Origin of the sequence: Kineococcus siccus, assembly GCF_009906795.1 — a bacterium.
Lineage (GTDB): Bacteria > Actinomycetota > Actinomycetes > Actinomycetales > Kineococcaceae > Kineococcus > Kineococcus siccus.
Window position 1 is genome coordinate 6,912 of sequence record NZ_JAAALN010000032.1, and the last position, 12,058, is coordinate 18,969.

At 74.2% G+C, this 12,058-nt stretch carries 7 protein-coding genes; 5 read left to right on the top strand and 2 right to left on the bottom strand.

From position 1 onward, the window contains the following. The first annotated feature begins 87 nt into the window (after positions 1 to 87). The gene (locus tag GTR02_RS06140) at positions 88 to 1,065 is read left to right on the top strand and encodes a PfkB family carbohydrate kinase (protein ID WP_166606596.1); all 978 of its coding nucleotides are present in this window, start codon (positions 88 to 90) and stop codon (positions 1,063 to 1,065) included. 55 nt (positions 1,066 to 1,120) lie between these two features. Here GTR02_RS06140 and GTR02_RS06145 read toward each other — a convergent pair whose 3' ends face one another. Further along, a complete protein-coding gene (locus GTR02_RS06145; RefSeq protein ID WP_166606597.1) occupies positions 1,121 to 3,298 on the bottom strand; it encodes a glutamine synthetase III family protein in 2,178 nt (725 codons plus the stop codon). Between the two features lie 360 nt (positions 3,299 to 3,658). Between GTR02_RS06145 and GTR02_RS06150 the strand changes: the two genes are divergently transcribed. Then, positions 3,659 to 5,017, top strand: coding sequence for a DUF1972 domain-containing protein (locus GTR02_RS06150; protein WP_166606598.1), 1,359 nt, complete (start codon positions 3,659 to 3,661; stop codon positions 5,015 to 5,017). 159 nt (positions 5,018 to 5,176) lie between these two features. Next, entirely contained in the window at positions 5,177 to 7,177 is a 2,001-nt protein-coding gene (locus tag GTR02_RS24215) for an alginate lyase family protein (RefSeq protein WP_166606599.1), read from the top strand. 257 nt (positions 7,178 to 7,434) lie between these two features. On the opposite strand, the gene GTR02_RS06160 is transcribed toward GTR02_RS24215, so the two are convergent. After that, positions 7,435 to 7,695 (bottom strand): hypothetical protein, encoded by a 261-nt coding sequence (locus GTR02_RS06160; protein ID WP_166606600.1) that lies wholly within the window; start codon positions 7,693 to 7,695, stop codon positions 7,435 to 7,437. Positions 7,696 to 7,801: 106 nt separating this feature from the next. On the opposite strand from GTR02_RS06160, the gene GTR02_RS06165 reads away from it, so the two are divergent. Then, on the top strand, positions 7,802 to 8,173 hold the full coding sequence (locus GTR02_RS06165; protein ID WP_166606601.1) for a hypothetical protein: 372 nt from the start codon (positions 7,802 to 7,804) through the stop codon (positions 8,171 to 8,173). Positions 8,174 to 8,271: 98 nt separating this feature from the next. Further along, positions 8,272 to 12,058 (top strand): PKD domain-containing protein (locus GTR02_RS06170; RefSeq protein ID WP_166606602.1); only part of this gene is annotated, 3,787 nt, incomplete at its 3' end.

A 12,058-nucleotide genomic window follows, 5' to 3' on the forward strand; every position in this document is an offset into this window, starting at 1 on the left:
ACCCGCCGCGAGGCGGTCGCCGTCGGGTGTCCACACTGGGGAGCCACCCGGTCCCGGGTGGTCGCCCCGGCACGAGGAGGCCTCCCCGTGGACCCCGCCGGCGCCGGGCCGCCCGCAGCCGTCGACGCCGCGTTCGGCGGCACGGTCTACTGCGACCTCGTCTTCTCCGGCGCCGGGCTGCCGGCCCCAGGCGCGGAGGTGTACGCCGACGGGTTCGTCGTCACCCCCGGGGGCACGGCGAACCGGGCCGTGGCCACGGCCCGGCTGGGGCTGCGCACGGCCCTGCTCGCGGTCGTCGGCCGCGACCTGTTCGGCACCCACCTGCGGGCCGCCCTCGCGGCCGAGGCGGACCTCGACCTGCGCTGGCTCGTGCAGGACGCCGCCGTCCACACCGCGGTGAGCGTCGCCGTCACCGACGAGCACGACCGCAGCTTCATCACCTACGAGGAACCCGGCACCGCGGTCCCGGCCGCGTGGCCCGGTGCCGCGCCCGCGGCGCGCACGTGCCACGTCAGCGTGTCGGAACCGCTGCCCGCGTGGGTGGAACCGCTGCGGGCCGCCGGGACGACGGTGTTCGGCGGGGTCGGCTGGGACGCGACCGCAGCGTGGTCACCCGACGTCCTGGACCGGCTCGGCGACGTCGACGTGTTCGTGCCCAACGAGGTCGAGGCGACGAGCTACACCCGCACCGACGACGCGGCCGCCGCGCTGGCCGTGCTCGCCGAGCGCGTCGGCACCGTGGTCGTCACGCGCGGCGGCCGGGGGGCGCTGGCGGCCGACGCGGGCACGGGGGAGTGGGCCGACGTGCCGGCCGTCGGGGTGCGGGCCGTCGACCCGACCGGCGCGGGCGACGTGTTCACCGCGGGTCTGATGGCCGGCACGGTGCTGGGGTGGGACCTCGCGACGCGCGTGCGGTTCGCGGGCCTCGTGGCCTCGATGTCCGTGCGCACCCTCGGGGGCGCCACGAGCGCCCCGCGACCCCGCGACGTGCTCGCCTTCCTGGAGCGGGAGCGCCCCGGCGGCGACTTCGACGTCGTGCACGACTGGGCCGCGGCGGGCGGCTGAGGCGGCCGTCCAGCCCGGCGGCGGCGCGAGCTCCTCGCGCCGCCGTCGGTGGGGGTCACTTGATGAAGAGCATCTCCTGGTAGGTGGCCAGCGGCCACAGGTCGTCGGCGACGAGGGTCTCGATCTCGTCGGCCGCGGTCCGCACGGCGTCCATGGCCGGCAGCAGGGCGTCGCGGGCGTGCTCGGCCTCGGCCAGCGGGGTGGCGGCGCCGTCGTGCGCGAGCGTCGTCCGCAGGCTCCGCAGCCCCGCGCGCAGCGCGGCCAGGGGAGCGGACACCTCCTCCAGCGTGGAGACGTCCGCGGGGACCCCCGCGGCCGCGAGCGCGGCGACGTTCTGCGCCAGCTCCGTCTGGTACCGCAGGGCCGCGGGCAGGACGCTCGTCGTGCCCATCTCCAGCGTCAGCTTCGCCTCCACCGTGATGCTCAGCGCGTACTGCTCCAGCGCGATCTCGTAGCGGCTGTGCATCTCGCGCGGCGACAGGACGCCGTAGCGGTCGAACAGGGCCAGCGACTCCTCCGCGATGAGCTCGGGCACCGCGTCGAGGGTCGTCCGCAGGTTCTTCAGCCCGCGCGCCTCGGCCTCGACCTGCCAGTCGTCGGAGTACCCGTCGCCGTTGAAGACGACCGCCCCGTGGTCGGTGACGATCTCCTCGAGGACCTTCTGCACGGCGTGGTTGAACTCCTCGCCCGCCGCCACGCGCCCCTCGAGCGCGGTGGCGATGTGGTCCAGCGCCTCCGTCACGATGGTGTTGATGGTGTAGACGGGGGAGGCGATCGACTGGTTCGACCCCGGCGCCCGGAACTCGAACCGGTTGCCGGTGAACGCGAACGGGCTCGTGCGGTTGCGGTCGCCCGGGTCCGTCGGCAGCACCGGCAGCGTGTCGACGCCGATGGTCATCGTCCCCTTGTCCTTCGACGACGTCGCCCCGCCCTTGGCGACCTGGTCGAAGACGTCGGCCAGCTGCTCGCCCAGGAAGATCGAGATGATGGCCGGCGGCGCCTCGTTGGCGCCCAGGCGGTGGTCGTTGGTCGCGGAGGCGACGGAGGCGCGCAGCAGCCCGCCGTAGCGGTGCACCGCGCGGATCACGGCGGCGCAGAAGACGAGGAACTGCGCGTTGTCGTGCGGGTTGTCGCCCGGCAGCATCAGGTTGCCGACGGTGGTGCTGCCGAAGGAGAAGTTCACGTGCTTGCCCGAGCCGTTGACGCCCTCGAACGGCTTCTCGTGGAACAGCAGCTCCATGCCGTGCTTGTGGGCCATGCGCTTCATCGTCACCATCAGCAGCTGCTGGTGGTCCGCCGCCAGGTTCGAGCGCTCGAACATCGGCGCGATCTCGAACTGGCCGGGGGCGACCTCGTTGTGCCGCGTCTTGGCGGGGATGCCCAGCTTGAACAGCTCCCGCTCGGTGTCGAGCATGAAGGCGAGCACCCGCTCGGGGATCGCGCCGAAGTAGTGGTCGTCGAACTCCTGGCCCTTGGGCGGCTTCGCGCCGAACAGGGTGCGGCCCGAGTTCAGCAGGTCGGGGCGCGAGAGGAAGAAGTGCCGGTCGATGAGGAAGTACTCCTGCTCGGGCCCCGCGTAGGACACGATCGCCCCCGGGTCGTCGTGGCCGAACAGCTTCAGCACCCGCGCCGCCTGGGTGGCCATCGCCTGCTGCGAGCGCAGCAGGGGGGTCTTGTGGTCGAGGGCCTCGCCCGTCATGGAGACGAAGACCGACGGGATGCACAGCGTGTTGCCGTTCGGGTTCTCCAGGACGTACGCGGGACTGGTCGCGTCCCAGCCCGTGTAGCCGCGGGCCTCGAACGTCGAGCGCAGGCCGCCGTTGGGGAAGCTGGAGGCGTCCGGCTCGCCCTGCACGAGGGTCTTGCCGGCGAACTCCGCGATGGAGGAGCCGTCGTCACCGGGCTCCAGGAAGCTGTCGTGCTTCTCGGCGCTGGAGTGGGTCAGGGGGTAGAAGACGTGCGCGTAGTGCGTCGCGCCCTTCTCCATCGCCCAGTCCTTCATGGCCGAGGCGACGGCGTCGGCGACGGAGGGGTCCAGCGGTCGCGACAGCTCGATGGTCGCCACGACGGACCGGAAGACGGCCTTCGGGAGCCGCTTCTGCATCTCGGCCTTGGTGAAGACGTTGGCGCCGAAGATGTCGCCGGGCGCCTCCGCGTGGTCGAAGGACGGCGTGGGGGCCTCGTGGGCCATCACCGCGGTGATCGCTTGCAGTCGGGCGCTGCTGCCGCTCATGGGAGTGCTCCTGGCGTCTCGCGGGACGGCCGCGGCGAGGACCGCCCGGCCGCACGGGTCGCTCGGACCCTAGGGACGCCGTGCACCGATCGTGTTTCGCCCGTGTGACGCCTGGGTGCCGTCGCTCAGCGTGACCGCGGTCTCCCGCGGGCCCGGCCCCGTCCCGGGGTCGCGGCGCACGTCTCCCGTCGCGGCGCCGCGCACCCGCGCGCACCGCGGGCTCCCGCCGTGGGGGCGGGCCCGACACCCGCCGGTCTCGCCGCGTACGCACCGTGTTCGTGAAAGGGCAACGCCGCCTTCACCGTTCCTCTACCGTCGGACGTCCGTGGTGACGCGGAGCGACGAGGGGGCGGCTCGACCATGACGGCCAGCAACACGGATCGGCGGGGCGACGGCCTGCGCATCGCCCTGCTGGGCACCCGCGGGGTGCCGGCCCACTACGGCGGGTTCGAGACCTGCGTGGAGGAGGTCGGCGCCCGCCTCGTGGAACGGGGCCACGACGTCGTCGTCTACGGAGCGGCACCGGCGGGCGACGGACCGGCGCCGGAGACCTACCGCGGCATGCGCCTCGTGCACCTGCCGGCCGTGCACAAGCGCTCGCTGGAGACCCTGAGCCGCTCGGCGCTCGCGGTCGCCCACCTGTCGCTGCGCCACGTCGCCGCCACCCTGGCCGCACGCGAGGGCCGGGTCGACGCCGCCATCGTCTTCAACGCCGCCAACGCCCCGTTCCTGCCGGTCCTGCAGGCCTTCCGGGTCCCGGTGGCCACGCACGTCGACGGGCTGGAGTGGAAGCGGACGAAGTGGGGCCCGGCCGGTCAGCGCTACTACCGCCGCGCCGAGGCGCTCGCGGTGCGCTGCTCCGACGCGCTCATCGCCGACGCGCAGGGGATCGCCGACTACTACCGCGAGCGCTTCGGCGCCCCCACCACGCTCATCCGGTACGGGGCCCCCGTCGTGGAGGGGGGCGGCGACCCGGCCCGCCTGGCGGAGCTCGGGCTCGTCCCGGACGGGTACCACCTCGTCGTCGCCCGCTTCGAGCCCGAGAACCACGTCGACGTCGTCGTCGCGGGGTACGCCGCGTCGCGCGCCCGCAAGCCGCTGGTGGTCGTCGGCTCGGCGCCGTACTCCGACGCGTACACGGCGCGGGTGCGGGGGCTCGCCGACGAGCGGGTGCGCCTGCTCGGCGGGGTGTGGGACCAGGACCTCCTGGACCAGCTCTACGCCGGCGCGAGCACCTACCTGCACGGGCACTCCGTCGGCGGCACCAACCCCTCGCTGCTGCGGGCCATCGGGGCCGGCGCGGCCGTCGACGCCTACGACGTCAACTTCAACCGCGAGGTCCTCGGCGACGCGGGGTCCTACTGGTCCACCGCCGAGGACGTGCGCGCCCTCGTCGAGCGCGCGGAGGCCGACCCGGCCCGCACCGCCGCCCGCGGCCGGGCGAGCCGGGTGCGGGCGCTGCGCTACGACTGGGAGGACGTCGCCGACGGCTACGAGGACCTCTGCCGCCGCCTCGCGGGTCGTCCGCGGCTGCAGCGCGCGCACGCGGTCCCCAGCATCGCCCCGCGCATCGTCGAGGTCGGCGTCGCCGACGAGCCCGTGGGCCTGCTGCGCCGGGTCGTCGAGATGGAGGTGGCCGAGAGCACCGCGTCGATCGAGCTGGTGGTGGCCGACGTCGACGCGCTCGAGCTCGGGGCCCCGTCGGAGCCGAGCATCTGACGGGGCGGGCCGCGCGGGGAGCCCTCCGGGTCCTCGGCGCGGCCCGGATCCGTTGCTCGGTCACACCAGATTGACGGAGAGTGCCGAGAAGGCGGGTACGCTCCCCGTCCCGTGTCCCTTTGGATGAATCCTTCGTCGCTCGCTCAAGGGGTTCGAGGGGTGTCCCGAACCTCCATCGTGCCCACTTCTGAGATCGTTACACCGCGTTCCTGGCGCTTCGGCGCCTTTCTGAGCGCCGCTGCCGCGGCCTCCTCCCTGCTCGTCGCCGTCGGCGCCCCCGCCTCGGCGGCGACCGTCGACGCCGTCGTCGCCAGGGACTCCTTCGGCGGTGCGACCCGCGCCCTCGGGGCCGCCGAGGTCGGTGGCGCCTGGAAGGTCACGGCCCCCGCGGGCACGTCGCTGACCACCGGCGGCAACCAGCTGAGCGTCCCGGTGCTCGCGCCTGGTGGCAGCTTCTCCGCCTCCCTGCCCGCCGTGGCCGCCGCCGACGTGACCGTCCGCCACGGCCTGCGCCTGCCCACGGTGGGCGCCGCCCGCGTCGGTCTCTACCAGACCACGTCGCTGCGGAGCCAGGGCGACGGTGACCGCTACAGCTCGACGCTGACCGTCGGCGCCAACGGCGAGCTGACCCTGACGGCGGACCGCAAGGTCGACGGCAGCGCCACCCAGCTGGGCCGGGTGCAGCCGGCCGTCAAGGCGGCGTCGGGTGCGTGGCTCAACGTCGAGACCCGGGTGTCCGGCACCTCGCCGGTCACCGTGCAGGCCCGGGTCTGGGCCTGGGGTCAGCCGGTGCCGGCGTGGCAGGTCTCGGCCCAGGACTCCAGCGCGCAGGCCGTGAAGGCGGCCGGCTCCGTCGGCCTGGGGGGCTACCTCTCGACGAGCGGGACGCGCACGGCGCTCGCCCTCAACAGCTTCCAGACGACGGCGACCACGACGGCTCCGGCCCTGGCCCCGGCTCCGGCTCCGGCCCCCGCGCCGGCCCCCGCTCCGGCCCCGGCTCCCGCGCCGGCGCTGGCGCCTGCTCCCGGGGTGCCCACGCTGCAGCGGACGGTGACCAACGGCTTCACCCACCCCGGCATCGTCGACGGCGCCGGCTCGCTCGAGAAGGCCCGGGCCGCCGTGCTCGCCGGCCAGGCGCCCGCCAAGGCCGCCTTCGACAAGATGAAGAGCTCGCGCTTCGCCAGCCTCGGCTGGACGCCGCACCCCGTCGCCTACGTCGGGTGCGGGTCGTACAACGCGATCAACGAGGGGTGCACCGCGGAGACGGACGACGCCCAGGCCGCCTACACGCACGCCCTGCTCTGGTACTTCACCGGCGACAAGGCCCACGCCGAGAAGTCGAAGCAGATCCTCAACGCCTGGTCGGCCGTGCTCAAGGACCACCGGTTCGACACCAAGGTCTACAAGAACGGCCTCCTGCAGGCCGGGTGGGCCGGTCAGACCTTCACCAAGGCCGCCGAGCTGCTGCGGTACAGCGGCGCCGGCTGGAGCACCGCGGAGGTGTCCCGGTTCGAGACGATGCTCCGGACCGCGTTCCTGCCCCGCGTCCGCAACGGCTGGACGTGGATGTCCGCGAACTGGCAGCTGACCATGGCCGAGGCGACGATGAACATCGGCGTCTTCACCAACGACCGCGCCGTGTACGACGACGGTGTCGGCGACTGGCGCAACCACGTCAAGGGCAGCTTCTACCTCGCGAGCGACGGGCCCAAGCCGTACTTCCCGACGTCGACGATCATGAAGGACAGCAACTACCTCCAGTACTGGGCCTCGCCCACGAAGTTCGTCAGCGGCCTGGGTGCGGAGACGTGCCGCGACGCGAGCCACCTGGCCATGGGCCTGGCCGCGGCCCTCAACGGGGCCGAGACCGCCCGCACCCAGGGGCTCGACCTCTACGGCGAGCAGCGCGAGCGCCTCGTGACCGCGATGGAGTTCAACGCCCGCTTCATCAACGACCCGGCGGCCGGTGGCTGGGTCTGCCCCAAGCCGTTCACGCTCGGCGGCAGCGCCTACACCCTCACCTGGGGGATCGGGTACAACCACTACGCCCGACGCCTCGGGACCGCGATGCCGCAGACGCAGCGGCTCCTCGGCGGGGTGTCCCCCACCGGCAGCGGCATCTTCATGAACTGGGAGACGCTGACGCACAGCGCCGGCTGAACCCGGCCTCACCTCGGAGGTGGGCACGCCACCTGCAGCACGCACGCCCCGGAGCCGCTCGTCGGCTCCGGGGCGTCGTCGTTCCCGCCGCCGGCGAGGCCCGACCGGCGTGTCGGGAGGCGCTTCCTGAGGCCGACGGTGACGATGGGGCACCTGCGCGTGACCGCTTGCTCCCCGGGCGGGACCGGTTGCGCCAAGTGACGTCGGGGATCACGGCACCTGTGCTTGCATCCCTGCATGCGCCCTGACGCCGGCCGTCACCGGTCCCCGCTCCACGTGCTCACGGCCGGGGCCGTGCTCGTCGCGGTCGCGCTCCTCCCGGCCTGCTCCGACGGCGGTTCGGTGTCGACCGTGGCCGCTCCCGCGGCGCCGCCGGCCGCCGCCCCCCCGGCTGCGGGGACCCCCTCGCCGGGTGCGCCCGGGGCCCCGGGCGCGGTGCTCCCGGCCCCGCCGGCGGCCACCACGGCGGCGCCCGCCCCGACGACGACGGCGGCGCCCGCCCCGGCAGCCGTGGCCACGACCACCCCGGTCCCGGGGGCCGTCGCGGCGACGACCCCGGTGCCGAGGATCCCGCCGGGGCGGGGTTACACGGCCCCGGTCGTCGGCGCGCGGAAGCTCCCGGCCGTGCCCCCGGGCAAGGAGGCGCTCTTCGGCGAGGGGCTCGGCGTCCGCGTCTCGGCCGAGAGCGAGGCCACCGTCACGGCGAAGTACCCCGGCGAGGTGAGCGGATCGGCGGCCGTCGTGACCGTGACCTTCCGCAACGGGTCGACTGTCCCGGTCGACCTCGACGGCATCCGCGTCACGGCCTCCCTCGCCAACGGCACGCCCGCGCCCTCGATGGAGGGCCCGCCGGCCAAGGCACCGACCGGCATCCTCCAGCCGGGCGCCAGTGCGGAGGCGACCTTCGTCTACTCGCTGCCGCGCGGCAGCGTCCGCTCCACGACCCTCGAGGTCACCTCCATCAGCTCGGCTGACGTCGTCGTCATCCGCGGCTGAGCCCGGCCACCGGCTCTCGCCGCCGCGCCGCGGGCGCACGCGGCACCCACCGCACCACGAGGATCCGCCGGGCACCGGCGGGAGCAACGGAGAAGCTCATGAGTGCACGTCGTCCGCGGCCGGTCTCGGCGCGGCGGTCCCTCGCGGCCGTCCTGGTGACCGCCCTGACGCTGCTGGGGCTCGGGGCGGTGACGGCCCCCGCCGCCGTCGCCGCCGACGTCCCCGAGACCGTGTCGGCGGACGTGCTGCCCACGGTCCAGATCAACGGCGTGGTCTGGGCGCAGACCACGGTGGGGAACACCGTCTACGTCACCGGGAAGTTCACCTCGGCCCGCCCGGCGGGCGCCGCGCCCGGGACGAACGAGACGCCGCGCACCAACATCCTCGCCTACGACCTGACGACGGGGAACCTCATCCCGTCGTTCAACGCGTCGCTCAACTCCGACGGCCAGGGCATCACGTCCTCGCCCGACGGCTCGAGGATCTACGTCGTCGGGAACTTCACCCAGGTCAACGGCGTGGCGCGCTACCGGATCGCGGCCCTCGACGCCCGCACCGGCGCCCTCGTGCCGGGTTTCGCGCCCACGTTGGACTACCGCGTGAAGACCGTCGTCGCGGTCGGGAGCACCGTCTACATCGGCGGTGCGTTCTCGGTCGCGAACAAGGTCGCGCGGACCCGGCTCGCGGCGTTCAACGCGGCCGACGGGTCGCTCCTGCCGTGGGCGCCGACCGCCGACGCCGAGGTCTTCGACCTGGTCGCTCCCGGGGGCGCGCGCGTCGTGGCCGCCGGCCGCTTCACGACCCTCAACGGCGCCCCCCAGTACGGCATGGGGGCGCTCGACCCGGTGACCGGCGCCTCGGTGCCGTGGGCCGCCACCCAGGTCGTGCGCAACGCGGGCGCCAACGCCGCGATCTACTCCCTGGCGACCGACGGCACGCAGGTCTACGGGACCGGCTACACCTACGGCAGTGGCGGGAACCTCGAGGGGAGCTTTGCCGCCGACGCCGTGACGGGCAAGGTCAACTGGGTCGTCGGCTGCCGGGGTGACGTCTACTCGGTCCAGCCCATCGGCGGCGTCGTCTACACCGTCGGGCACCCGCACAACTGCTCGCAGATCGGCGGCTGGCCGCAGACGGAACCGTGGACCTTCCAGCGCGCCATGGCGACGAGCGCCGACTCGCAGGGCAGCAACGCGGGCGGCGACTTCCCCGGCTACGCCGCGCCGCGACTGCTCAACTGGTGGCCGGACCTGGACGTCGGGACCGTCACCGGGCAGAACCAGGCCGCGTGGTCGGTGACCGGGAACAGCCAGTACATCTCCCTCGCGGGGGAGTTCCCCAAGGTCAACAACATCGCCCAGCAGGGCATCGTCCGCATGGCCCTCCGGCCGATCGCCCCCAAGAAGACGGGCCCGCGCTACCAGGCCGACTTCACGCCTCAGCTGACGTCCACGGCCTCCGGCGCGGTGCGGGTCCGCTGGCGCACCACCTGGGACCCGGACGACCGCGACCTCGAGTACCGCGTCGTGCGCGACGGCGTCACCGCGACGCCCATCAGCACGACGACCGTGGGATCGACGTGGTGGGACCGGCCGTCCACCGGCATCACGGACACGGGTCTGGCGCCCGGCTCGACGCACACCTACCGCGTCTACGTGTACGACCGCGACGGCAACTCGACCCTCAGCACGGTGAGTCGCATCACCGTGCCCGCCGCCGACGAGTCCAGTGCGTACTCCAAGGGCGTCCTCGCCGACGGCGCGAACGCCTACTGGCCGCTGGGCAGCGCCACCAGCGGGACCTCGGCGCTCGACTGGGCGGGTTTCGACGACCTCACCACCGACGCGACCGTGACGGCGAGCACCGACCGCGCGATCGCGGGTGACCCCGGCACCGCGTCCGCCTTCGCCGGCACGAGTGCCGTCCCGGCCAGCTCGGGGACGCTCCTCGCCGGTCCGACGACCTTCTCCGTCGAGGCCTGGATCAGGACCACCACGACGCGGGGCGGCAAGGTCGTCGGCTTCGGGAACTCGCGGACCGGAGCCAGCTCGAGCTACGACCGGCACGTCTACCTGCAGAACGACGGGCGCCTGGCGTTCGGCATCTACTCCGGCGGCACCCGCACCATCACCTCCGCGAAGGCCTACAACGACGGCGCCTGGCACCACGTCGTCGCGACCCTCGGCGCGTCGGGGACCGCGCTGTACGTCGACGGCGTCCGCGTGGCCCGGGACGCGGCGACCACGACCGCCCAGCCCCTCAACGGCTACTGGCGCGTCGGCGGCGACCAGCTCAACGGCTGGCCGAACCGGCCGACCAGCAACGCCTTCGCCGGGTCGATCGACGAGGTCGCGGTCTACCCGACGGCCCTGCCGGCCGCCACGGTCACGGCGCACTACCAGGCGGCGGGCGGGACCCCGACGGGTGCGGTCAAGCCGACCGACGCCTACGGGGCGTCCGTCTGGGACGCGCAGCCGGACTCGTTCTGGCGGCTGGAGGAGACGGCGGGCACCACCGCGGCCGACAGCGGCCCCGGGGGCACCCCCGGCACCCTGCAGGGCGGGGCCGTCCCCGGCGTCGCCGGCATCGGCAGCGGTCGGGCGGTCTCCCTCGACGGCGTGGACGACACCGTCGTCTCGACCCAGGCCGTGCCGGCGCCGACGCAGTACTCCGAGGAGCTGTGGTTCAGGACGACCACCACGCGCGGCGGCAAGATCATCGGGTTCGGCTCCGCCACGTCCGGTCGCAGCGGTGCGTACGACCGCCACGTCTGGATGACCACCAACGGCCGCATCACCTTCGGCACGTGGACGGGCCAGCAGAACCTCGCGACGTCCCCGCTGAGCTACAACGACGGCGCCTGGCACCACCTCGTCGCCTCGCAGGGGCCCGGCGGCATGGTCCTCAGCGTCGACGGGGTGGCCGTCGCCACGAACCCGCAGACCGGGGCGCAGGGCTACACGGGCTACTGGCGGGTCGGCGGTGACGCGACCTGGGGCGGCACGACCAGCGACTGGTTCGCCGGGACCGTCGACGAGGTCGCGATCTACCCGACGGCGCTCAGCGCGGCCGTCGTGCGCGACCACTTCGTCAAGGGCGGGGGCACGTTCCCGAACCAGGCGCCGACCGCGGCCTGGACCTCGACCGCCCAGGGCCTGGTGGCCGCGTTCGACGCGTCGACGTCGGCGGACGCCGACGGGACGGTGGCGTCCTACGCCTGGACCTTCGGGGACCAGACGAGCGGGACGGGGCAGAAGCCGTCGCACACGTACGCGGCGGCGGGGACGTACCCGGTGACGCTGACGGTCACCGACGACAAGGGCGCGACGGCGACGCTGACGAAGGACGTGACCGTCGCCGCCCCGCCGAACCAGGCGCCGACGGCGGCGTTCACGTCGACGGCGGCGAACCTGGTGGCGGCGTTCGACGCGTCGACGTCGGCGGACGCCGACGGGACGGTGGCGTCGTACGCGTGGACCTTCGGGGACCAGACGACCGGGACGGGGGCGACGCCGTCGCACACCTACGCGGCGGCGGGGACCTACCCGGTGACGCTGACGGTCACCGACGACGACGGGGCCACCGGGACGGTCACGCGCGACGTCACGGTGACGGCCGCGGCGGTGAACCAGGCGCCGACGGCGGCGTTCACGTCGACGGCGGCGAACCTGGTGGCGGCGTTCGACGCGTCGACGTCGGCGGACGCCGACGGGACGGTGGCGTCGTACGCGTGGACCTTCGGGGACCAGACCTCGGGCACGGGGGCGACGCCGTCGCACACCTACGCGGCGGCGGGGACCTACCCGGTGACGCTGACGGTCACCGACGACGACGGGGCCACCGGGACGGTCACGCGCGACGTCACGGTGACGGCCGCGGCGGTGA

Coding starts and splice junctions, on each gene's coding strand:
- GTR02_RS06145 (WP_166606597.1), bottom strand. CDS start 3,298: ATGAGCGGCAGCAGCGCCCGACTGCAAGCGATCACCGCGGTGATGGCC.
- GTR02_RS06150 (WP_166606598.1), top strand. CDS start 3,659: ATGACGGCCAGCAACACGGATCGGCGGGGCGACGGCCTGCGCATCGCC.